This window comes from Bacillus sp. FJAT-22090, from assembly GCF_007676755.1.
Taxonomy (GTDB): Bacteria; Bacillota; Bacilli; order Bacillales_A; family Planococcaceae; genus Psychrobacillus.
In genome coordinates, this window is record NZ_VEBK01000022.1 from 23,414 (window position 1) to 46,902 (window position 23,489).

Below are 23,489 nucleotides of genomic sequence, written 5' to 3' on the forward strand. Positions count from 1 at the left end.
ATAAAAAGCCGGTTATTCGTGAAGAATAGCCGGCTTTTCGTATTAGTTTTTCTTTTTAACATCTGCCTCTTTGTCGTCTAGCTTAAATTCCTCTGCAACCTCGTCTACGATATCTTTCGTAGAGTTTTTGAATTCTCGTAGGGTTTGTCCTACTGCTTTACCCAATTGAGGTAGTTTAGAAGGTCCAAAAACGATTAAAGCAATGATTAAAATGATAATTAATCCCGGGACGCCGATGTTTGGCATAGAGTGTTCCTCCTTTTAGTGATATTCTGTATAAATCATGTGGCGAGAGTATTTGTTTATAAAGAGCTAGAAAATAGCTAATTCGCTATTTATTCTTCCAAACCTTCTTCTTGAAGTGCCTGTCTAGCTAACCGCTTTTTATAAGACCAACTAGAAACAAGAATGCTTATTTCAAATAGTAATAGTAATGGAACAACGATGATAAAATCAGAGATAAAATCTGGTGGCGTGATTGATACACCAACTATTACTAATACAAAGTATGAAATTTTTCTCATCTTTCTCAATCGATCGGGAGTTATTATTCCCAGCTTAGTCAGAAATAAAATAATGACTGGTAATTCAAATACAATACCCACTGGGATTATTAAGTTAAACATAAAGGTGAAATATTGTTGCATTCCATAAGTTTCTAATGCACCTATAGAATCGTTAATATTAGACATAAAATTTAGCATAAGAGGGAATAAGATAAAATAGCTAAAACTGATCCCTGCTAAAAACAGAAAGAATGAAACCGGAATAAAATAAATCGTTCCTCTTGCTTCTTTTTCCAGTAACCCAGGTTTTACAAATAACCAAATTTGATACATTGCAATTGGTAATGTAATCAATATAGCTAAGATTAGAGCACATTTAACATAAATCATTAAACCATCTGTGTAACCAAAGACGTTCCATTCGACATGGGCTGCAGTTGGCTGCTGTTTTATAAAGTGTAAAGTTTTTGGTGCCAACCAAAATCCTAACGCCAAAGATAGGATGAAGGTTGTTGCTATGATGATTAGCCTTTTTCTAAGTTCTGATAAATGCTCGACAAGCGTCAATTCTGGTTCATGTGTTGTCATTAGGTTATACCACCCCATTTTCTCAAACCAAGTGAAGTTTGTTTATTTATTTTATTTTTTATAGAAATTAGTATTGTTGTCTTGTATCATCTACACATTATACTCTTTCCAATGAATTTGTAAATAAAAGTACTCTCTATATACTCCTAATAACCGATTAACACGAAAATAAACTCTCCCAACTATATCCTTTTTTAATGAGTAATTATATTTAAATATATACAAAGCTATATTGAATGTAGTAAAATGGATGACGTTGTTTTGTATCTATGTGCATGTAAATTCACAACTAATGTGAAATGATTAAATCATTGAATAAGGTGAAAGGAGAAATAAAATGACTGAGTACAATAAAGAAGAATTGAAAATGTTAAATCAAGTCCTATTTGCTCTTTTTCTAGTGGCTGACTTTGCATTGTTTTTACATATTACTAATAATGAGTTTCCTTGGTTTGCGCTATTAGGCTCTGGTATCGGTTTAAGTATTATTGTTATTTGCTGGACAGAGAAAAAAGTTACATATTTCATCGGTTCTTTACTTGCATTTACAATAGTATTTTCCATCATTTATAATTGGCATACTTTAATAAGCTAATAAATTTTTTTTAGCTAATACTTAGCTAGTTAAACAGTATGAAATGATGATACCAATACATAACGCAGGTAGTGTAATTACGGACAAAGCCTAGTAACATCTGTGTTTTCTTACAAACTGCAAATAAAACTCCCTTAAACGTTTTTAAAAGCGATTAAGGGAGTTTTTTGCTATTTTAGTATATACAAAAAGAGAAATATCTGTAGTAAAAGCACAAAAAATTTTGTGTCCCGAAGTACTTGTTTTCTTCATATGCGAGTATATAATTTTAGCATATCCTTTATTATTTATAGAATGGGCGGAGTTAATGAGACCATATAATGAGAAGATTAGTATTTATCATGGAATGGCATCAACCATAGCACTTAACTTTTCGAATAATTTTTTTCCGATTTTCGCCATTACAATATTAGGGGCTTCTAATTACCAAGTTGGATTAATTAGTTCGTTGCCTCCGTTGCTTGCATTGTTAATGACTATTCCTGCAGCAATTCTATTAAACCGGGCTAATGCTCAAAAGAGGTTAGTAGCAATATCTGTGCTGCTTGCTCGTTTCATGTTTTTACTCATTGTAGTTGTCGTTTATTTGCCTTCTTTTTCCCTTCAAGCATGGGTGTTTTTGGGGATTATTGCTTTCATTAGTGTGCCGAACACGGTAGCGAATGTAGGTTGGCAAACTCTTATAAGTGGAATGATTGAGGAATCTAGAAGAGGACAGTTTTTCAGTGACCGCAATCGTTTGCTGACAATGGTTGGGTTAGTATCCACATTGCTTATAGGGATTTTAATGAAAGATGCTTCAGAAAGTATTATTGCATATCAAGTACTATTTGCTCTTGCTTTTGCCTTTGGGTTATTAGAAGTACTATTCTTATTAAAACATGAAGAAGCTGTCCAAATAGATAGTAGTCTAGTTAAGAAGAAATCAATGGATTGGACTATTTTTCGCAATAGCAACTATGTTTGGTTTTTAGCAGCCGCTCTTTTTTTTAACTTTGCCTGGCAGATGGCATGGGGATTATTTAATATTTATAATGTACGCATAGCTGGTGCAACAATCTTTTGGATTAGTATGTTTTCGGTTGGCAGCATGCTTATGCAATTTTTAACATTCCCGCTTTGGAAGAAATGGGCTGACAAGTATTCTAATTTGCGTATCTTTATATGGGCAGCAGTTGGTATGGCTACAACTCCTTTTTTAGTTGTGCTCTCTACAAACTTGTATTATTTAACGTTAATACAAACAACTTCGGGTTTCTTTTTGTCTGGTACCGTATTAATTTTATTTAATTTATTGTTAGAGAAATCACCAGAACCATCTCGTACGTATTGTATTACAACGTATAATGTTTTACTTGCATTTGTCGCATTTATCGCTCCTCAAGTGGGTATTTGGTTTTTAGGTCAAGTTGGAATGGATAGGGCGATGTATATAAGCTCCGCGTTAAGACTATTAAGTGCTGGTGGATTTTTGTATGTTTATTTACGACATAGACAGCATTAAAATTACCGAAAAGAAGGTGGATGGTTTGCCAGAACCATTCCCTTTAAGCTTTTTCGGTAATAATTTGGTCAACTTGTAACCCCATATAAGATATCTTCTACAAACTTGTCCTGTTCAATTGCAGGTTTGTAGAAAGACTACAATTTGAATATAAACCTGCCTCTACAAGACCTACAGGTATTTGTCGAGCTTGTTTGTATGAGTGGAGAAACTTAATCTCTTCTGGTCGGTTTCAGAAAACATTTGTTATTTTCATTCATAACATCTTTCTTTCTTCCAATTCTCAGCATGTTACCTTAAGAGTATTTTAGATATATTACCATCAACTTCTTCGAAATCGGCAGTATATTCATTTCCCCAACGTTGTAACATTTCATTTGTAATCATGCGGAATTGACGATTCAGTAATTCTTTTTCTATAACTGTGATATTCTGAGGGTGTCTGCGTTGATGATAGAGGGTTTCATCAATCCAGTGAACTTTAAACTGTTCGGCTACTCGTAAATACATCATAAAATCATCGGCAACGAGCGGTTCCTCGTATAACGAGGTCATCCATCCGTTCAATTTTTTTAGAGCTGATAGCCTATACATACGCGGGCAGTGTGTTTGGAAGTTTTGTAATACTTCATACTTGTTTGTACTAGGAACTCCTTTATATACAGGACCCTCAACTAATTGCCCATTCTCCTCAAACCAAATTTGGCGATTCGCAAAAGTCATCCCTACTTTGGTGGATAGAGCATCCATTTCATTGACCATGATCTCTAAAGTGTTTGAGTCAATCCAGTCATCCCCGTCTAATTCAAGTACATATTTACCTAGTACATATCGTAAGCCGATATTTAGCGCCTCCGCTTTATGTCTCTTATCTAGATGAACAGGAATCAATCTCAAGTCCCTGACAGAGTATACTTCTTGTAATGTACCGTCAGTTGAACCAACATCTAGAACGACAATATGAAAATTAGAATAGGTTTGATCTAAAACACTCTGTATACAGTTTTTAATATACTTTTCGTGGTTATGTGCAGTGATGATAACTGTAACTTTTGGTATATCCCCGTTTTTTTGTCTGTGGTCCACGCTAGCATCCATGCTTTGGATAAATAATTCTTCTGTTGGTGTGATTGTTGTTAAAGAGTGTTTGCCATTTAACCGGTACTCCATCAACGACTCAGGTATGAAATGGAAATTTCCAAGTGGCATTAACCTTATCCAAAATTCATAATCAGAAACCAACCCATACTTCGGGTCATAGCCATCTGCCTTTTCATATGCTTCTCTCGTGAAAAGGAAGGATGCTCCAATGAAACAAGTCAGCATAATTTCCTCTTTGGGTCTTCTCATCATGTTAAATAAGGCTGTATACCAAGCGAGTCCAAAGGAGTGAGATAATCCTTGTTCATCAATAGGTTGATACATGGAATAAACGAGTACAGTGTCCGAAGGAGCGTTATTCATCGTCTCTACTAATCTTTTGAGGAAATCAGGTTTTTGCCTATTATCACTAGATATCCAAGTTAGATAAGGACAGTCTAGCAAATGCTCATATCCTTCATTTAGAGAATAAGCAATTCCTTTGTTCTCTGTACGATGAATAATAGAATAGCTGCATGTGAGCATTTCTGATGCCTCGTAGATTGCTTTCACCGTTTCCTCATTTGCACCATCAATTACAATTACTAACTGGAAATTTCGAAAGGTTTGGTTTTCTATTGCTTGTATACATTCCATTAAATAATTTCTCTCTTGGTCATATACGGGTAGTACGATGCCCACTTTACTATTATTCTTGTTGTCGTCTCTACTCAGATTACTATTTTTTCTTAACCGTTTTGGCTGTAGTTTATTGTACATTCGGTTGTACCATCTAATCTTCTTTAAAAACATGTTAGTTCTCCTTTCATAGTTACTTAACGGCATAGAAACCGTTAGTAAAGTAGTCTATGATATTATTAAGAACTTGAAAGGGCTTTTTTCCTTTTTAAATAGTAAAGCAATATTTAAATATTAAACATCTAAAACAAATAGAGCCCTCGGAAACAATTATCCGACGGGCTTGGGAGACTATTATTTCGTTAGTAAAATCAATGTTGTTTCTGTCCTATTCCATGAAGGATAAACTGTATAGTCCGCTCTGTTTCTAATTCGTCATCCCATTCACTTTCTGGGAAGAATATATAACGGGAAAATAAGTATCCAAATATACTAGTAACGGCTAGTCTGGCCATGCTAACAGGTGGCATGTCGATCAATTGTCCTCTATTCTGAAAGTCTTTAATAATAGCCAAAATACGTTCATATGTTTTTTTGGCGATTTGTTCAATAAATTGTTCTTTCAATTCGGGTTGAAATGGAATCTCTTGAATCATAATCTTTATAACGGGAAGAAGCTTTTTAATAATTACTCTTCGATTTTCGATGGTTTCTCTTAAAAAATCTTCTACATTTTCATAAGGACGATCTAATACTTTATGGAAATCATTCACAATGAATGGACCAATTAGCCTTGTCATAAGTGGAGCTACGATAGAAACAAGTAGTTCTTTTTTTGTTCTATAATGTCGGAAGATAGTTCCTTCCGCCACCCCCGCTTTTTTAGCAATTTCACTTGTAGAAGTAGCAGCGTATCCTTTTTCAGAAAAGGATTCAATGGCAGCAGTTATAATTTTTTTTTGCTTATCTGTTAACTTTTCTTCATCAAATAATTGTTGCAACAATAATTCATCTTCAGACATTGCGTACTCCTCTCAAACAATATTGCTTTTAAATTTTCCGGTACTTTTTTAAAGTAACGATGTTTAGCGCAACAAACACTAGTGCAAATCCTAATAAAACAAACAGATCATTTTTTATTGTATTTATCCCTAAGCCTTTATACATCACATCCACTAACGCATTTCCACCATAATACATGGGCATACATTTTGCAATAACCTGCATCCACTCAGGCATTCCTTCAAAAGGCAAAATACCGGCAAAGAAAACCTGGGGGACGATTGCAATAGGTATAAACTGCATCATTTGAAATTCTGAATTTGCATAAGCGGACAATAAAATTCCAAGTAACAATGCAACTAAAGCTAACGACAAATTAATCAAAATAACATTCCAAATTGAGCCAACAAGCATAATATCTAACACTTTGACAGCATAGATAACAACAATCAGCGTTTGAATAATAGCAAATAGCCCATAGCCGATTAAATAGCCAAACACAATATCTCTTCTCTGAATAGGAGTTGCCATTAAGCGGTCTAATGTACCGGTAGTTCGTTCTCGAAGTAAACCGATACCAGAAATAAGAAAGACAAAAAAGAAAACAAAGAAACCAACTAAAATAGGACTTAATTGATCAAAAAACGTAGTTTCAGCATTTCCGTATATATAAGACGTATGAATGCCATTTGTTTTTGTACTACTCACATTGATAGGAGAAAGAGCCTGCATTATTTTTGTTTGTAAAACCTTCGAAGAGGAGGGTTGATCATTCGTTAGAGTAAGTCGGATATTCTCTCCTTTTACTTGAAGAACCCCATCTAAATTATCATCTAGTATAAGTGCATTTACATTCTTGACTTGATTATATTGAACGACTGCAACATCTTTGTTTGTTAGTTGCTCTACAAGATAGTCCTCCACTCCTATTACGCCTAATTTAGGAAAGGTTGCGTCGCTAGATAGTAAATAATGTAACAAAGTTAAAATGACTAAAGGTGCGATCATCATTAAAGCAAGTGTTCGTTTATCTCGTAGCATTTGTATACAAACCCGTTTAACTAGTGCGATTGTTCTCAACCTTTTCACCCCCCGCTTTTAAGAATACCTCTTCTAAATTATCAGTTTGATAAAGATTTTTTAATATTGACGGAGAACCATTGGAAATTATTTCTCCCTCTCTCACCATGGCTAGCTGATCACATTTTTCAGCTTCATCCATCACATGAGTAGTGATTAGTATTGTTTTTCCTTCCTCTTTTAACCGATGAATTTCTGCCCAAATAGACTTTCGTAATTCGGGATCTATTCCGACTGTTGGCTCATCTAGTATTAATACTTGAGGGTCATGTATTAATGCAATGGCTAATGAAAGTCGCCGCTTCATCCCTCCAGAATAGTTCTGTACTTTTTTAGACAAATGGGGCGTCAAGTCAACTAAGTCAGCTGCGTAAGCAATTCGTTTCTTTTGCACTTCTTTGCTTAATCTATACAAGGAAGCAAAAAAAGCAAGATTCTCTTGACCGGTTAAATCATTGTATAGTGCATCTGCCTGTGCCATGTATCCAATACTTTGTAACAGTTTCAAATTAGGAACTTTTGTATTTAGTACTTGTACTTGCCCGCTAGAAGGTTGATCCATTCCTACAATGAGTTTGACTAATGTCGTTTTACCTGATCCGGAAGGACCGATCAAACCCAAAATTTGTCCGGCATTTACTGATAAACTAATGTTATTTAAGACTATTTTTTTCCCGAATTGTTTACTGACTTGGTCTAATATAATTGTTGAAATCATTTATAAAAACCTCCTACCCAAATAGTGAGTGATTACTCACTATTATTATATATTTAAAGCATACTTGGTCAATAGCAATTTGGTAAAATATACGAAAGAACGGGGTGAACAGAATGGTAGTGAAATTGAAACGTGCATATGAAGAACCTTCTACGGAAGATGGCATCCGTATACTAGTTGATCGGTTGTGGCCAAGAGGTGTAACTAAAGAAGAATTGAGGATTGACCATTGGCTAAAGGAGATTGCCCCTTCAAACGAGCTACGAAAATGGTTTAATCATGAGGAAGATAAATTCGATGAATTTAAAACTAAGTACAAAAAAGAGTTAAAGCAAGCTCAATTGAAAGAGTTGTTGCAACTGATTACGGAGAGTAAGAAAGATGTAACGTTAATATATGGAGCGAAAAACGTGGAATATAATCATGCTATTGTTTTAAAAGAAATGTTAGAGGAAAGTAAAATAGAATAATCAAATCAGGAAAGTAAAACGATAGAAGAAAGTGTTTCATATCAAAGTTTTACTCTGATCATTGGTTTTACTAGTAGTGAAAAGTTCCACGGGAAACAATTTTCGACATTTCATATGGATTATCAAGAAGATACGATAGAAATCGGCATGATTGGAGATATCCTGTTGCATTCTCCATTGTACAAGTACGATAGTTTTATAACCTCTTTTGAACCAATCCAAGAAGAATTAGAATTAGTAGATATTCTATTAGCCAACCAAGAATCTATCCCAGCCGGTGTGAAGTTTGGATTATCAGGCTATCCTGACTTTTCCAGTCCTTCTCATATTATTGGTGATTTTAAAAAAAGTTGGTGTAGATATAATTTCAATGGCAAATAATCATACACTGGATCAAAAATTGCGGATGCCAAGTAGATATTATCTTTGGTCACCATCCGCATGTTATCCAACCATATGAAGAAATAACAACAAGCAGTGGTCACCGAATACATGTGTTTTATTCGCTAGGAATTTCTTTTCTGCACAGAATATGGAGAATACGAATGTCGGTGTTATTGCAAAGTTAAAGATTTTAAGGAAAATTATCAATAGCAAACAAGTACTAGCTATTGAAAATCCAAACTTTATATCTACTGCAGTTGTGGAAGGAGAACCTTTCAGTATTCACAGATTGAGTAATGTTGAAAGTAAGATAGGACTGACTGATGAGAGGGTTCAAAAACAGATATTTTCTAGCTGCAACTGCCAGCCTAAATGAATCCAGAAAAATTATTTGATGTCCTCCATCCTGTCAATTTAAGATGGAGGGTTTAGTTTTTGTTTTAATATCTCCTTAAGAGCCATCACATGTCGCTTGTTTTCCATAATTGGAGAGCAGACACAAGAAAACAATCTTTTAAAGGGTGGATGGTTCAGTGGAAGAATAGAAAGAGTATGTTGTCGAATATCTCTGTCGATTGCATGTATGGATAGGAGGGACAATCCTTTCTTGCTATGAATAATCGTTTCTTTAATCCCTTGGTTGCTACTAATGGTGAGTATCGATTTTACCTTCAATCCATTAGAGCGAATCATATGTTTTAAGTATTCCTGTGTGCCCGAACCTTCCTCTCTCATTATCCACGTCTGGTTTTGAAGATCCGCCATATTTACTATCCCTTTTGACACCAATTCATGTTGTATAGATCCAACAATAAATAACTGGTCCTCCATGAAAGGCTCTACTCGCAATTCCTTTTCGTTTGTTTGACCTTCTATTAAACCAATATCTACATTTAGTAGTCGAACAGACTGCACAATTTCTTCTGTATTTCCTATAAATACTTCAAGTTCAAGATTCGGGTACATTGAATGGAGTTCCACTAGTAGCGGAGGTAAGACGTATTCACCAATCGTAAAGCTTGCACCTATGACTAGTTTTCCAATAATGTCATGGTGATGTTCGAGAATATCTGTTTGGGTTTTCTCATACATAGAAAGAATTTGTTTAGCACGTTCATATAAAATCTCTCCAGTAGGAGTGATCTTTAGTAATTTCGAAGAACGTATGAATAACTCTGTTTGAAACTCTTCTTCCAAATTTTTTATATGCACACTTACGGTTGGTTGTGAAATATGAAGAGTTTCTGCTGCTCTTGTGAAATTCTTAGTTTCGACTACTGTTATAAAGGTATTCAAGGCATCATAGTACATGGGGACACATCCAATCATTATAAATCTTAATAGTGTCAATTATATATATGTATTTTACTAATCATAGTAATTTCCGTAAAGTGAATTTGAGGAAGGGAGTGGAAGTGTTCATGCGGAAAAAGAAAGTAAAAGAGGTCAATACATTCAATTTAAATACAGCATTTTTTTACGGGATAGGCATTACGCTGATCATTGCCGTATTGGCAAAGCTGTTATCCGGAATTCCGTTTTTATCTATCATGGGGCAATTAGTAATTGCTATTATTATAGGAGTAGTATGGAGCGCAACAATAGGGTTGCCTGCACAGTATCAACAGGGTGTTTCATTTTCAAGTAAAAAATTATTGCGTGCAGGAATTATTTTACTGGGAATGCGGTTAAACTTAGCGGATATTTATCATGCAGGTCTCCCAGTTTTCTTAATCGCCTTGATTAATATTCTCTTTGCTTTGTTTGTTGTCTATGGATTTTCTCGTTTGTTTGGAGTGGATAAGAAACTAGGTATTCTAACGGCATGCGGGACAGCCATTTGTGGAGCAGCCGCAGTTGTAGCAATAGCACCGCAAGTAAAAGCTAATGACGACGAAACCGCAATAGGTGTTGCAACGATCGCTATTCTTGGTACGCTATTTACATTAGTCTATACTTTTCTGTATCCTGTTTTACATTTAACTTCTAGTGGTTATGGTGTGTTTGCTGGTGGGACATTACATGAAATTGCCCATGTTATTGCAGCAGCAGATCCTGGAGGAAGCGCTGCTGTGGACCTTGCTGTTATTGTGAAGCTTACTCGAGTAGCCCTTTTAGTACCCATCGCTTTAGTTATAGGATATATTGTGCAAAGAGGAGAAAAGGATAGTCCGAAAAGTAAATTTTCAGTTTCCACTATCCCTTGGTTTATCGTAGGTTTTTTAATAATGAGTGGTATTCATACACTTGGGATTATACCTGAAGAATTTGCTAGTTTTCTTGTAACGATAGCGTATCTTCTAATTGCAATGGCAATGGCAGGATTAGGATTGAACATCGATGTTAGAACATTTAAACGGTTAGGTGTAAAACCTTTTGCAGCTGGACTTATTGGCTCTATCTTTTTATCCATTTTAGGGTATGTGCTAGTGTATGTGTTTCAGTTAAATGTATAAAAGGAGGTCCCCATGAAAGAACAAGATCATGATCGATTGCTACGGATAAAAACAGAAGGAGTCCGCGAATGGCATCATCAATCTGCCCATTATAACAGGTACGAGGCGACCCCCTATATGGCTTTAGAAGCCCTGTTCGATGAATATGACTGTAAATCCACTGATACCTTCGTAGATTTCGGTTGTGGGAAGGGTCGTTTCCCATTTTACATTCACCATCATCTTCATGTATCGGCTACTGGTGTAGAAATGAGCGGGCAGCTTTATCAGGAGGCAATGGAGAATTTAGCTAGATATATGGAGCGTGCTAAAAAGTCACGGGCATCCATTCAGTTTGAATGCTGTTTGGCAGAGGAATATTCGATCAATGCAATGGAAAATAAGTTTTATTTCTTTAATCCCTTTTCTGTTCAAGTATTTCAAAAGGTTATCAATAATATTCTGTTGTCGGTTGAACACTATCCGCGTCCAGTTGAAGTAATTCTGTACTATCCTACTTCTGAATATATTTGCTTTTTAGAGGAAAGCACGTCATTTGATTTGAAAAAAGAGGTAAGAGTGCCGGAGTTATATGAGCAAAACAAGAATGAACGGTTTATGATTTTTAGATACGAATAGATATAAGCACCCTACAACTTAGAATTAATTGTAGGGTGCCTTCCTAAAGAAAATTATTGTTTTAACTCTTCTAGAAGCTCTTTGTATTTCACATACCAAGCTTTCCATTCATCTTCTCTAGAATCTATTGTTCGCTTATCTAAAATAGCTTCAATGACATCAAGGCATACATGCCAGCCCGCAAGATCTTTTATAGTTTGTTCTGTGAATGAAGAGATAGTTTCAGTAAAAGTTAATTGACAACCGTTAGCTAGGGGAGATAATTCAAATCTTGCTATGTCTTTATCCCATTCGAAAGCCAACGTCTTTAAAGGTTCATAATCTAAAATTTGCATATCAATAAACGTACCGTCTTGCATATCGAACTGGATAACCCCGCCTTTTCGTAAATCCGTAATTTGGAGTTCGTTGAACCATTGTTGCAGTTTAGTATTGTCCGTGAGCATAGCCCAAACTTCTTCTACTGAATGGTGAAGATGTCGTTCGTAGCGGGCTTTATAGATGTCATATTCTTTTTGAATTGTTGCGATCATAAGATATTCCCTCCAATACTTATTTATAGACAATGCATAGCTTCTTCTGCTTCATCCCAAGGGACTTTATATCCTTTTCCTCTAGCGCAGAAAATAGAAGTGGATGTATATTCAGGGTCTGCTTCTTTATTGTATTCAATTTTTTCAATCACTTCATTCGTATTATGACAACGGTCATATCCACCAAATAGCAAGTTTAGGGTTCCTTTACCATGTGTGAACGAAGCAAATGCTGTGCTGTAATTCATGAAAGTTGCGACAGGTACTCGTCCCGTAACGATTACTTTATCTCCTATATTTTCAGGAGCATTAAAGGTGCCATGTGCTTGTTGAATATCAGCTAAAACTCTTCCTATTAGGTCCATGTCCACCTTTATCTTGAAATTGTAAAATGGCTCAAGCAATACATTTTCGGCTTTTTCTAATCCTTGACGTAATGCACGGTAAGTTGCCTCTCGAAAATCTCCACCATGCGTATGCTCGTTATGTCCTCTTCCTGTTAGTAATGTAACTTTTACATCGGTTAGCGTAGAACCGGTAAGTAATCCATGATGATCTCGTTCCAACAAATGATGATGAATAAGGTTTTGGTGACCAATAGATAAATCATTCGCATGGCACACATTGGCAAATGAAATTCCGCTGCCTCTATCTGCAGGCTCGATTAAAAGATGTACTTCTGCATAATGTTTTAACGGCTCGAAATGACCGTATCCCTTAACTGTGGAGTCGATAGTTTCTTTATAAAGAATTCTCGGTTCTCCAAAGGATACGGGAAAATGGAAACGTTCCAAGACTAGTTGTTCAAGTACTTCAAGCTGAATCACACCCATCACATGTACGTGAACTTCTTGAAAATGTTCATCCCAATAAACACTTAAAGAGGGGTCTTCTGCATCTAATATTTTAAAACAGCGTAACACTTCTTTGACATGGATTGAAGTATCAAAAATCACTTTCGACTTTAAAGTTGGAACCATATCAAACGTCGTCTTATCTGTAATAGCCCCAATTCCGTCACCGATGGATGCATTTGTAAGACCTGTTACTGCAACTAGCTCTCCAGCTATGGCTTGGTCTATAGCTTTAAACTTACTCCCATTGTACAGTCGAATTTGTGTTATTTTTTCTGTTAGCTTACTATATTTCACTTCATCCCGTACTTTTAGCGTTCCACCTAATACTTTAAGGAAGGTGACTCGATTACCGGTATCATCATGACGAATTTTATACACTTGTGCAGCAAACTCTTCTTTAGAATTAAAGGAGCTTTCTGTTAGTATATCTAGCTTTTCTAAAAACTCCGAGATACCGATATCCTTTAGTGCGGAACCATGGGCACAGGCAAACACTTTGTTATTTCGTATCATCCGTTTGAATGTCTCTTCCCACAGTTCTTTATCGAAGCCAGTGTCCATGTACTTTTCGAGAAGGTCTTCATCCCGTTCAGCAATAAATTCGATTAATTCCTCGTCGAAAAGCTTGGAAATATCACAAACATCTTTAGATAAATTAGCTCGTATCTCTGCTAAGATGCTTGTTGCATCCGTTCCTTCATAATCCATTTTATTGATAAAGAAAAAGGTGGGTACTTGATGTTTCCGTAACAGTTGCCAAACAGTTTCTGTATGCCCCTCTACACCATCTACTGCGCTTATAAGAATGATGGCGTAGTCCATCACTTGAATAGCCCGTTCCATTTCTGGAGAAAAATCGATATGCCCAGGTGTATCAATAATAGAATAAGTAGATTGGTTATAGGTGAATATACCTTGGTCTGCAAAAACAGTAATGCCTCTGTTTTTCTCAATATCGTGGCTATCCAAGAAGGCATCTTGATGATCTACTCGACCTCTTTGTCTGATGCTTTTTGTGTGATAAAGTAACTGTTCGGAAAAGGTCGTTTTTCCGGCGTCCACATGTGCAAGTATCCCGATTGTTTTATACATGAAGTCACCTCTGTTCATTTCTTGCTAGTATCTCCATTATAGCAAAAAGTAGGAATGAATTTAGATTTGGAGCAAATATAAGAAAAAGCTTCCCATAGTGTTATACTTTATAGACAAATGGATGGGAAAGGAGGTAATAGGTGATGCAATATTCAAAGACAAAGATGGAGCAATTGGTAAAACATAGTGCGGATCTTACAAAACGTTTGAAAGAAGTAATGAAAGAACATGATTTAGAAAAAAGTTTTGCTTTAAAAGCGCTATATCATTCAGAGGTGAAAGATGGCGGAAGATACCAAAGGGATTATCAGGAACTATAAGCGAAAAGCATGCCGAGAGTAGTTGATTCGGCATGCTTTTTCTATTCACTCTTCTTCTATCCTTCCAATAATCTCATTTTTGTATAGTTAAATAATCGCAAATTTGGACAAGAAAACGATAATGTCCCTTTCTATAATCAAGAAGAGGGGGAAGAAAAATGTCTATTTTAAAAACAAGAGATCCATATCGAATTTACATTTATACTTGTTTTTTATCACAATTATTTTTTACATTTATTTTCACTATAAATTTATTATATCAAGTGAAAATTGTAATGCTGGAACCATTGCAACTTGTTTTAGTAGGAACTGTTTTAGAATTATCCGTTTTCCTATTTGAAATCCCAACAGGAGTAATTTCGGATGTAAAAAGCCGGAAGCTCTCCATTATAATCGGGTACTTTTTAATAGGGGGTGGGTTTTTAATCGAGGGATTGTTTCCCTTTTTCACGACTGTACTTTTGGCCCAAGTTGCCTGGGGTATTGGTTATACATTTACTAGCGGTTCACAGCAAGCGTGGATTACAGATGAAGTGGGAGAGGAACGCGCCTCAAAAGCATTTATAAACGGAGCAAAGGCTGGTAACCTCGGTCAGATTATAGCGATTCCATTGAGTATTTTAATGGGGCTTTTCATGATTAATATGCCGATTATTATCGGTGGTTTATGTATGATTGGGTTAGCAGTGTATTTAATTATTTTTATGAAAGAAGAGAAATTCAAACCTTTGGATAAAACAAAAAGAACATCTTCTTGGGAAAATATGAAGGGAAATATGACTAAGATTATTTTTTATTCGAAAGCTAGTTTCCTGATGAGAATGCTTTTTCTAATCGCATTGTTTGTAGGGTTCTATAGTGAAGGATTCGATCGCTTATGGCTATCCCAGCTTTTTACTATAGCTAATATTGCAGTTTTGAAAGACGAACATTTAGTTTTACTAATGGGAGGTATTCAATTTGTTGTCGTTCTAGTTTCTTTTATAGCATTACATTTTGTGAATAAAGGCTCAATCCAACAAAATATTAGACAAATTTATATGGCACTTTTGATAGGAAGCTTAGTTATTATTACTTCTTTGCTTGGCTTTGCTGTGTCTACTTATATAGCCGGATTATTGGTGTTTTATGTCATTATCCAAGTAACAAGACAAGTCATGTATCCCCTAGAAGATATTTGGTTGAACAGTATCATCCCGGACTCTTCTACCCGCGCAACCTTTTTCTCGGTTAAAGGTCAAGTAGATGCGATTGGTCAAATTGGTGGAGGTCCTGTGATCGGTTATATTGCAACAAGTTTTACTATAAAAACAGCAATTATTGTAAGTGCTATTTTATTAACACCAGTTTTATTTTTATATAATATTGTTTTAAAGAAATCAAAAGAAAACAACTAAATTCCCGAAAACAAAAAAGCATTATGCTATGACTGATGCTTTTTTGTCTTTTATTCGGAAATACAGTACTTTTCTTTAAACAGTTGACTCAACTCACTCCATACATCAAATTTATTGCCATCTAAATCGTAAAAAACAAAGTTTCTTCCGTCATGTCCTCTATTTTCAATTTTTCCTACTCTTATTTCTTGTTCGATAAACTCATGATGAATAGTTTCTAAAGAATTTAATCCATCTACTTCGAAAGATATAGAGAAACGCTCCTCCCCATACGTGTCATAGAAGTTAGAGCTTTGTTCCTCTTTAGATTTAACAAGGAAAAAACTTTGATTTGCAAAGTTTAGAATTGCTTTGTCTTTATCTTTATAACTTAATTCAGCACCTAATTTGTTTACATACCATTGTGAAGATATTTCTATATCAGTTACAGGAATGTAAATGGTTCCTACTCTTAATAATTTCTTGTTCATCTAATATTCCTCCGTTATCTATTCAATTTTTTCCTTCACAGGAAGGTAGATTTCCATATATATTTTTTCGTATTCCCAGTCATGGCAATGTTCGTCATAATACTCGAAATCATATACATTTTCATCCACTTCATAGTTTGAGTGAGGTAACCAATCTTCCAAAATGTATTGCCAAGTTCCTTTAATAGACGCGACAAATTGCTCCACTTCAACTAGCGGAGACATGAAAACGGCATAGGTCGCTGTAGGAATATGCAACTTTGTTATCCCAGTTGGGAGTGGTGTATCCGGATCATAATTTACTGCAAAAAAATAGATAAAACTGTTGTCTACTGCCGAATTGTTTAGATTAATACAATACTCTCCATGTTTTTCAGGTGATAATAGGTTATAGAGAGTGGCTTCAATTGCTTCATCTTCTGAAATCCTCTGTTCCCAAAAAGCAGTTGCATCTCTTGTGTGCGAGACCTTATCTATTTCACTTTCATATGTTTTACCGGCAATTGTAAAAGCTTGTTTCTTTATAATTTTTGGTTGCATGACAATACCACCAGTCTGTTTTTGCCGCAGACTCAATAAATCAGGCTTTGGTGGCAAGGATATTGGGCAATGAAGTTTATATAAACTTGGAGGACTTCCAAAACATTTTTTAAAAGCCTTTGTAAAGCCGGCATGTGTTTCAAATCCATAATCCAGTGCTATTTGAATAATCTTTTTGCCTTGTACTAATTCGTATAAAGCGAATTGCAGTTTTCTTTTTTGTACATAGTCCATTACGGTATAACCCGTATGATTATAAAAAAGTCGATAAAAATGATAGGGAGAATAGCTAACAAGAGCTGCAAGTTTCTCGGGGTGAATCTCCTCTTTAATATGCTCGTCTATATAGCTAATCACTTGTTGAAGTAATAATACCTGTTGAATAGTAATTTCCACCTTTTTAATTTATTAAATGTTCATAATATAACCTATTATTTGATTATAATAGAGAAGAAGAGAGCAGTACAGATAATAAGGGGGATAAAGTGTGAAAAAGCTTGTAAGTAGAATACAAGATTTAATCGAGCGATCAGAGGGCATATGGGGCATTGTCTTGGAGGATTTAGAGTTGGACGAAAGATGGGAATTGAATGGCGAGGAACTTTTTTATGCAGCAAGTGTTATAAAAGTGCCTATTATGGTTGCGGTTTTTTCTGCTGCTGAAAAGGGAGAATTCAAGTTGTCTGATCAACTCTTATTAAAGGAAGAGGAGTGTGTCGGAGGCTCTGGTGTTCTTCAACATTTAACACCAGGTACACTTCTTTCAATTCAGGATATTGTTATGCTGATGATTATTCAAAGTGATAACACAGCAACAAATATATTGATTGACCTCGTAGGAGTGGAGGCGATTGCACAGACCATGAAAGAAGCTGGGATGGAGAAGAGTACATTTTATAATAAGTTAATGTTGAGTACTCCTCCTCCAAAAGGGTATAACCAAATCACCCCGAACGACGTTGCGAAACTTTTAAAATCCCTAACAACAGGAACATTAGTATCTCCACATGCTAGTGAGCAAATGATAGATATAATGAAAAAACAACAAATGAATGAGTGTTTGCCAGAAAAACTTCCATCTGTATATTCCAACTTTAATGATGGAATGACTCCTTGGGAGCTATCTCATAAAACAGGGTGGATTCCAGGAACCCGCCATGATGTCGGCATTTTTTTCGTTGAAGGTAGGAAATTAATAGCTACCGTGCTTTCAAAAGATGAAGATGATTTATTGTCTAAAGGAATTCTAAATGAAATAGGGGAAGAAATATATAACTATTTGCGATAAAGGGAACTATTATCTAAGTTTATAGTAGAATTTAGCACGATGACGCCTCCCTACGAAAGGAGAATGTCAGGGTGCTAGATTCTAAGATAATGGAATGCTATTTCAATTCCCTGGCAATTGCTCTACCAACTTCTCTGCCTGTGAAAATACAGCCGCCCACAAAAGTACCTTCGAGTGAACGATATCCATGGATACCGCCACCACCAAACCCTGCCACTTCACCCGCGGCATACAGGCCGGAAACAGGATTACCAGAAGCATTCAGTACATGTCCTGACAAATCCGTTTGCAATCCTCCAAGTGTTTTTCTTGTAACGATATTCAAGCGAACGGCGATTAGTGGACCATTTTTAGGATCTAATAATTTATGTGGAGAAGCTACGCGAATTAGTTTATCTCCTAAATAGTTTCTTGCACCTCTTAATGCGGCTATCTGAAGGTCTTTAGTAAACTTATTGTCCATCTCCCGGTCACGGGCTTTCAATTGTCTTTCGATATGATTCACATCAAGTAAGCTTTCACCTGTAATTTTATTCATACCGTCAACTAAATCTACTATGTTACTAGCAACGACGAAATCCTCGCCTTTGTCCATAAATGCTTTTACTGGTGCAGTAGGTCCAGGGAGTATTCTTTTTAACACTTCTTTTATACTTTTCCCAGTTAAATCTGGGTTTTGTTCGGAGCCTGAAAGTGCAAATTCTTTCTCAATAATCTTCTCTGTTAGTATAAACCAAGAGTAGTCATACCCTGTCTTTTGAATGGCTTCCAATGTACCGAGCGTATCGAAGCCGGGAAAAACAGGTGCTGGAAAACGCTGTCCTCTTGCATCAAGCCAAATAGAAGAAGGACCAGGAAGAATTCGAATTCCATGATCTTTCCATACGGGATTCCAGTTTTTTATCCCTTCCGTGTAATGCCACATACGATCTTTGTTAACTAGGCGTCCGCCAGCCTTTTCTGTAATGGCGAGCATTCTCCCATCTACATGCTCAGGCACGCCTGATATCATCTGTTTAGGGGGTGTACCAAGTCTAGTTGGCCAATTTGTTCGAACTAAATCGTGGTTGGCACCAATTCCTCCGCTAGTTACCATAACGGCTTGAGCAAAATATTGAAATGTACCAACAACCTCACGGGAGCTTTTTTCTCCACGTGCTGCATTGCTAGGGACAAGGATAGAACCTCCTACTCCTTTAACACAGTTGTCCTTCGCAATTAGCTCATCCACTTGATGTCTAGGTTTATAGTCGACAAGTCCTTGAGCCATTGCTGCTCGTACCCGAGTTTCAAATGGTTTGACAATCCCTGGTCCAGTGCCCCATACAATATGAAATCGTGGAACCGAATTACCATGCCCCTCTGCCAAATAACCTCCGCGTTCTGCCCAACCAACAACTGGGAAAAAACGAATTCCTTGTGCATAGAGCCATTCGCGTTTTTCTTCTGCTGCAAAACGTACATAAGCTTCTGCCCATTTTTTGGCCCAATAATCTTCATCATCTTCACGATCGAATCCGGCAGTTCCCAACCAGTCTTGCCAAGCTAAATCATAGGAGTCTTTTACTCCGAGTCTTCTTTGTTCGGGGGAGTCTACTAGAAACAATCCACCAAAAGACCACCATGCTTGTCCTCCAAGAGAGGCTTCAGGTTCTTGATCGAGAAGTAATACCTTTTTACCTGCATCCGCTAGTTCAGCTGTTGCAACTAACCCAGCTAATCCAGCTCCTATAACGATTACATCGTATTTCATCAGACTCTCCCCCTTGATAAGCGTTAAAATTCTGAAACTTACTATTATTATATTTCTTTACAAAGTGAATATCTATTCATTTTATGTTTATGCCAATTAAAATATAGCATGCTATAATACAAGTATTAATTGGAGGGAATACATTGACTAATATAAGCCGACAATCGGCATTCATTTATACATTTGCATACAACGATGCAGAACGCTCCCTATGTCATTTAGAGATGCGCTCTTTTTTTGGAAAAGTCACAGAGTTAAAAATTATAAAAAGCCATGTGAATATAAACCCTAGTAGAAGTCCTTTTATAAAAGGAAGGGTGGAGGTTTTAGCAGAGGGAGAAACTGTTGAAGAAATAGTTGTACAAGCTTCTGCTTTCGGTAAGGAAGGAGAAACAAACAAAGTAATATTTCTAAAAATTAATGATCGACAAGGAAAAGATAAAGTAGAAAATAATGAGCGTCTTCAAATAGAGCGAGCAATCGGAAGCGAGATGCAGGGAGATTTCGATTTACATAATCCAGATCAACTATACGCTGTAGTACCATACGAGGGGCGCTGGTATTTTGGAATGTATACGAAAAGTGAGCCAATTTGGTTTGAGCATATTAAAAAACCTAGGGAATATTCTACTGCACTTAGCACTCGAGTAGCACGGGCGGTCGCTAATATTGCAGTTCCTCATCCTAAAGGAATACGTGCAATAGATCCTTGCTGTGGAATAGGAACTGTTTTAGTAGAAGCATTATCAATGGGGATAGATATAGTGGGACGTGATATTAATCCGCTCGTTTGCGAAGGCTCTAGGGAAAATATCGCTTATTTTGGTTTAACAGGAGATGTAAAAAAGAGTGCCATCGAAGATATCACCGAGACATACGATGTAGCTATTATAGATTTGCCTTATAATTTGTATACACATGTGTCTTGGGAAGCGCAATTTGAGATACTAAAACATGCCAGAAGAATAGCCAAAAAGGTTGTTATTGTAACGATTGAGTCAATGGATGAGCGATTAGAGTCAGTTGGCTTTCATATAATAGATCGCTGTATTACAACAAAACAACAGTTTTCGCGTGAAATAGTTGTTTGCGAGTAGGTTAAACGAAAGGAGATCGCAGGATGAAAGACTTGTCCATTGTGGCGCTTTTAGATGTAATTGGCGAATTATTTTCAGATGAAATATCCATTGCAGTTTCAGACAAAGAAAAATATATCTATTACAGGTCTAGTAAGCGAGTGGATTTGAAGATTGCACCTGGTGATCATGTTGTAGAAGGGACGCTTGCCTATAAAGCGATGAGCAGCAAACAAAAGGTATCTGAGTTTATCGACCGAGAAGTATTTGGTGTGCCTTATCATGGGATGGCCGTACCGTTTTATCACGAAGGAGAGCTGGATGGCTGTGTATTAGCAATTTATCCGGCTTTTACAGAGGGAAAGTCAGTGATAACGATTAAGACACAGGACGGATGGAAACCGATTCCTTTTGCGGAAGTAATCTATCTGGAAGCGAGAGATCGAAAGACGTATATTGTTACAAAGACATTCTCTGGAACACATACTAGCTCACTTCAAGACTTTGAATATCGACTTCCGAGAGATTCCTTTATACGTTGTCATCGTGCTTTTATAGTCAATGTCCATCATATAAAAGAAATTTATCCAGACACACATTCTACGTTTGTACTGGCGATGTTAAATGATGAAAAAGTATCGGTGAGTCAATCCTATTCTAGTTACTTCCGAAAATTATTAGGATTCTAATCATTAAACGCTTGCATAAGGGGAAACTGCCCTATTATTCAAGCGTTTTTTTATAATAGTTATTTCAAAAGAACAAAATGATATTATAAACAACAAATTCCTTCTGGTTTGGTTCTCCTATTCTCTGCTTCAATCAATTAAAAGGTGTTTTCATCAAGATTTTTCTAAATTGTGACAAAAGGGGGTAAAATTATTTAAATGCTTTAAATGAGGGGGACAAACTAATGGAAATGAATCTAGAGCGTATAAAAGACAGTAGTTTACATGAACTTATCGTACAAGCAGAAGACGCTGCTTCATGGATAAAGGATGGAATGACTTTAGGGTTAAGTGGATTTACACGTGCGGGTGATGCGAAAGCGGTTCCATTTGCATTAGTTGAGCGAGCTAAGAAGGAAAAGTTTAAAGTAAACGTATTTACTGGTGCATCTTTAGGTTCTGATTTAGACAAATTACTATCAGAAGCTGGTATCATTCATAAGCGTTTGCCATTCCAAGCAGATGCGACGATGCGAAAAAGTATTAATGCTGGGCAGCATCTATTTGTAGACCAACATTTATCCCATACAGCAGAAATGGTTCGTTCTGGCGTTTTGCCTACAATCGACTTCGCTATTGTGGAAGCGGTTTCAATAACGGAGGATGGGATGATTATTCCAACGACGTCTATTGGAAACTCTTTATCTTTTGTAACACATGCAAAAAATATAATTGTCGAAATAAATGTAGGCCAATCTGAATTATTGGAAGGGCTACATGACTTATATGAACCTGCTGCACAAGGACAAAGACTGCCAATTCCATTAACAAAAGTAGATGATCGAATCGGTACAGTCGGTATGCTTGTTGATACGGATAAGATTAGAGGAATTGTTTTCACCAAAAATTTAGATTCACCATCAACCATTGTCCCCCCGGACAACGAAACGAAAGAAATGGCACAGCATTTAATCTCTTTTTTACGTGAAGAGGTGAGAGCAGACAGATTGACTAATAAACTGGCTCCTATCCAAGCTGGTATTGGCTCTATTGCAAATGCAGTATTACATGGTCTAATCGATTCAGAATTTGTCGATTTGCAAGTATACTCAGAGGTGCTGCAAGACTCAGTTTTCGAACTAATCGATGCAGGAAAAGTAAGTTTCGCTTCTGCCTGCTCGATTACGCTATCGGAAGAGATGATGAAGAAAGTTTACGGTAATTTAGAAAAGTATCGAGATAAATTAATATTACGACCACAAGAAATTACAAATCATCCGGAAATCATTCGTCGTCTTGGGTTAATCTCGATTAATACAGCTCTGGAGTTTGACATTTATGGAAACGTTAATTCTACTCATGTTTCTGGAACCAAAATGATGAATGGGATAGGTGGTTCAGGAGATTTTGCCCGTAATGCAAGAGTGGCAATCTTTGTTACTAAGTCAATCGCAAAAGATGGGAATATCTCCAGTATTGTTCCCTTCGTAGCACATGTAGACCATACAGAGCATGATGTGGATGTAGTTGTTACAGAGCAAGGGTACGCTGATCTACGTGGACTAGCACCGAGAGAACGAGCAGGACTGATTATTGAAAATTGCGTCCACCCAACCTATAAGGCACAACTACGTAATTATTATAAAGAAGCATTATCAAGAGGTGGACAGACACCGCATGTGCTTGAAAAAGCATTTTCTTTCCATACGAACTTAGCAGAACGCGGTACAATGCTAGAAAAAGTAGAAACAATGGTATAAAAAGAAAACCGATTGCAGGTATTGCAATCGGTTCAGATTGTAGACAAAAGGGTTTCGAAATGGTCGTATTTCGAAACCCTTTCTATTTTTTATAT

25 protein-coding genes are annotated in these 23,489 nt (G+C 36.4%); 13 read left to right on the forward strand and 12 right to left on the reverse strand.

The annotated features are described in order from the left end of the window. Nucleotides 1-42: 42 nt before the first annotated feature. On the reverse strand, nucleotides 43-246 hold the full coding sequence (tatA, locus tag FS486_RS18620) for a twin-arginine translocase TatA/TatE family subunit (protein ID WP_144513737.1): 204 nt from the start codon (nucleotides 244-246) through the stop codon (nucleotides 43-45). An 89-nt stretch (nucleotides 247-335) separates the two neighbouring features. Then, nucleotides 336-1,094, reverse strand: coding sequence for a twin-arginine translocase subunit TatC (gene tatC, locus FS486_RS18625; RefSeq protein ID WP_144513739.1), 759 nt, complete (start codon nucleotides 1,092-1,094; stop codon nucleotides 336-338). Between the two features lie 337 nt (nucleotides 1,095-1,431). On the opposite strand from tatC, the gene FS486_RS18630 reads away from it, so the two are divergent. Then, nucleotides 1,432-1,689, forward strand: coding sequence for a hypothetical protein (locus tag FS486_RS18630; RefSeq protein WP_144513741.1), 258 nt, complete (start codon nucleotides 1,432-1,434; stop codon nucleotides 1,687-1,689). Between the two features lie 307 nt (nucleotides 1,690-1,996). Beyond that, a complete protein-coding gene (locus FS486_RS18635; protein ID WP_144513743.1) occupies nucleotides 1,997-3,193 on the forward strand; it encodes an MFS transporter in 1,197 nt (398 codons plus the stop codon). Nucleotides 3,194-3,484: 291 nt separating this feature from the next. Here the strand turns inward: FS486_RS18635 and FS486_RS18640 are convergent, their stop codons facing one another. From FS486_RS18640 to FS486_RS18655, 4 genes are all read right to left on the reverse strand, one after another. Then, nucleotides 3,485-5,086: a glycosyltransferase family 2 protein gene (locus FS486_RS18640; protein WP_186321516.1), complete on the reverse strand. Its 1,602-nt coding sequence runs from the start codon at nucleotides 5,084-5,086 to the stop codon at nucleotides 3,485-3,487. 197 nt (nucleotides 5,087-5,283) lie between these two features. Continuing rightward, complete coding sequence (locus FS486_RS18645; RefSeq protein WP_144513747.1) at nucleotides 5,284-5,934, reverse strand: TetR/AcrR family transcriptional regulator; 651 nt, start codon at nucleotides 5,932-5,934, stop codon at nucleotides 5,284-5,286. A gap of 28 nt (nucleotides 5,935-5,962) precedes the next feature. Next, nucleotides 5,963-6,994: an ABC transporter permease gene (locus FS486_RS18650; RefSeq protein WP_144513749.1), complete on the reverse strand. Its 1,032-nt coding sequence runs from the start codon at nucleotides 6,992-6,994 to the stop codon at nucleotides 5,963-5,965. Next, nucleotides 6,972-7,712, reverse strand: coding sequence for an ABC transporter ATP-binding protein (locus FS486_RS18655; protein WP_144513751.1), 741 nt, complete (start codon nucleotides 7,710-7,712; stop codon nucleotides 6,972-6,974). Before FS486_RS18655 ends, FS486_RS18650 begins: the two co-directional genes overlap by 23 nt. A gap of 113 nt (nucleotides 7,713-7,825) precedes the next feature. On the opposite strand from FS486_RS18655, the gene FS486_RS18660 reads away from it, so the two are divergent. From FS486_RS18660 to FS486_RS20745, 3 genes are all read left to right on the forward strand, one after another. Further along, nucleotides 7,826-8,182: a DUF488 domain-containing protein gene (locus FS486_RS18660; protein WP_144513753.1), complete on the forward strand. Its 357-nt coding sequence runs from the start codon at nucleotides 7,826-7,828 to the stop codon at nucleotides 8,180-8,182. A 114-nt stretch (nucleotides 8,183-8,296) separates the two neighbouring features. Further along, nucleotides 8,297-8,563, forward strand: coding sequence for a metallophosphoesterase family protein (locus FS486_RS18665; protein WP_144513755.1), 267 nt, complete (start codon nucleotides 8,297-8,299; stop codon nucleotides 8,561-8,563). 11 nt (nucleotides 8,564-8,574) lie between these two features. Further along, complete coding sequence (locus FS486_RS20745; protein ID WP_395940887.1) at nucleotides 8,575-8,751, forward strand: CapA family protein; 177 nt, start codon at nucleotides 8,575-8,577, stop codon at nucleotides 8,749-8,751. 229 nt (nucleotides 8,752-8,980) lie between these two features. Here FS486_RS20745 and FS486_RS18675 read toward each other — a convergent pair whose 3' ends face one another. Then, complete coding sequence (locus tag FS486_RS18675) at nucleotides 8,981-9,877, reverse strand: LysR family transcriptional regulator (protein WP_144513757.1); 897 nt, start codon at nucleotides 9,875-9,877, stop codon at nucleotides 8,981-8,983. A 110-nt stretch (nucleotides 9,878-9,987) separates the two neighbouring features. On the opposite strand from FS486_RS18675, the gene FS486_RS18680 reads away from it, so the two are divergent. Together FS486_RS18680 and FS486_RS18685 are read left to right on the forward strand one after the other, a co-directional pair. Further along, nucleotides 9,988-11,022, forward strand: coding sequence for a YeiH family protein (locus FS486_RS18680; RefSeq protein WP_144513759.1), 1,035 nt, complete (start codon nucleotides 9,988-9,990; stop codon nucleotides 11,020-11,022). A 12-nt stretch (nucleotides 11,023-11,034) separates the two neighbouring features. Then, nucleotides 11,035-11,640, forward strand: a complete 606-nt coding sequence (locus tag FS486_RS18685) for a class I SAM-dependent methyltransferase (RefSeq protein WP_144513761.1) — start codon at nucleotides 11,035-11,037, stop codon at nucleotides 11,638-11,640. A gap of 53 nt (nucleotides 11,641-11,693) precedes the next feature. On the opposite strand, the gene FS486_RS18690 is transcribed toward FS486_RS18685, so the two are convergent. Then, nucleotides 11,694-12,173, reverse strand: a complete 480-nt coding sequence (locus tag FS486_RS18690; RefSeq protein ID WP_144513763.1) for an SRPBCC family protein — start codon at nucleotides 12,171-12,173, stop codon at nucleotides 11,694-11,696. Nucleotides 12,174-12,196: 23 nt separating this feature from the next. Beyond that, the gene (locus FS486_RS18695; RefSeq protein WP_144513765.1) at nucleotides 12,197-14,122 is read right to left on the reverse strand and encodes a GTP-binding protein; all 1,926 of its coding nucleotides are present in this window, start codon (nucleotides 14,120-14,122) and stop codon (nucleotides 12,197-12,199) included. A gap of 143 nt (nucleotides 14,123-14,265) precedes the next feature. Here FS486_RS18695 and FS486_RS20250 point away from each other — a divergent pair, with 143 nt between their 5' ends. Beyond that, nucleotides 14,266-14,442 (forward strand): hypothetical protein, encoded by a 177-nt coding sequence (locus FS486_RS20250; RefSeq protein WP_186321517.1) that lies wholly within the window; start codon nucleotides 14,266-14,268, stop codon nucleotides 14,440-14,442. Between the two features lie 158 nt (nucleotides 14,443-14,600). Then, nucleotides 14,601-15,839: an MFS transporter gene (locus tag FS486_RS18700; protein ID WP_144513767.1), complete on the forward strand. Its 1,239-nt coding sequence runs from the start codon at nucleotides 14,601-14,603 to the stop codon at nucleotides 15,837-15,839. Between the two features lie 50 nt (nucleotides 15,840-15,889). On the opposite strand, the gene FS486_RS18705 is transcribed toward FS486_RS18700, so the two are convergent. Both FS486_RS18705 and FS486_RS18710 read right to left on the reverse strand, forming a co-directional pair. After that, nucleotides 15,890-16,309 carry a VOC family protein gene (locus tag FS486_RS18705; protein ID WP_144513769.1) on the reverse strand — a complete coding sequence of 140 codons (420 nt, stop codon included), beginning with the start codon at nucleotides 16,307-16,309 and terminating at the stop codon, nucleotides 15,890-15,892. 18 nt (nucleotides 16,310-16,327) lie between these two features. Next, on the reverse strand, nucleotides 16,328-17,245 hold the full coding sequence (locus FS486_RS18710; RefSeq protein ID WP_260858163.1) for an AraC family transcriptional regulator: 918 nt from the start codon (nucleotides 17,243-17,245) through the stop codon (nucleotides 16,328-16,330). Nucleotides 17,246-17,336: 91 nt separating this feature from the next. On the opposite strand from FS486_RS18710, the gene FS486_RS18715 reads away from it, so the two are divergent. Next, nucleotides 17,337-18,137, forward strand: a complete 801-nt coding sequence (locus FS486_RS18715; protein ID WP_144513771.1) for a serine hydrolase — start codon at nucleotides 17,337-17,339, stop codon at nucleotides 18,135-18,137. A gap of 97 nt (nucleotides 18,138-18,234) precedes the next feature. On the opposite strand, the gene FS486_RS18720 is transcribed toward FS486_RS18715, so the two are convergent. After that, nucleotides 18,235-19,890: an FAD-binding dehydrogenase gene (locus FS486_RS18720; protein WP_144513773.1), complete on the reverse strand. Its 1,656-nt coding sequence runs from the start codon at nucleotides 19,888-19,890 to the stop codon at nucleotides 18,235-18,237. Nucleotides 19,891-20,033: 143 nt separating this feature from the next. Between FS486_RS18720 and FS486_RS18725 the strand changes: the two genes are divergently transcribed. From FS486_RS18725 to scpC, 3 genes are all read left to right on the forward strand, one after another. Further along, on the forward strand, nucleotides 20,034-20,987 hold the full coding sequence (locus tag FS486_RS18725) for a TRM11 family SAM-dependent methyltransferase (protein WP_144513775.1): 954 nt from the start codon (nucleotides 20,034-20,036) through the stop codon (nucleotides 20,985-20,987). Between the two features lie 23 nt (nucleotides 20,988-21,010). After that, nucleotides 21,011-21,655 (forward strand): LytTR family DNA-binding domain-containing protein, encoded by a 645-nt coding sequence (locus FS486_RS18730; protein ID WP_144513777.1) that lies wholly within the window; start codon nucleotides 21,011-21,013, stop codon nucleotides 21,653-21,655. 224 nt (nucleotides 21,656-21,879) lie between these two features. Further along, on the forward strand, nucleotides 21,880-23,394 hold the full coding sequence (gene scpC / locus FS486_RS18735) for a succinyl-CoA:acetate CoA-transferase ScpC (RefSeq protein ID WP_144513779.1): 1,515 nt from the start codon (nucleotides 21,880-21,882) through the stop codon (nucleotides 23,392-23,394). Nucleotides 23,395-23,489 lie beyond the last annotated feature (95 nt).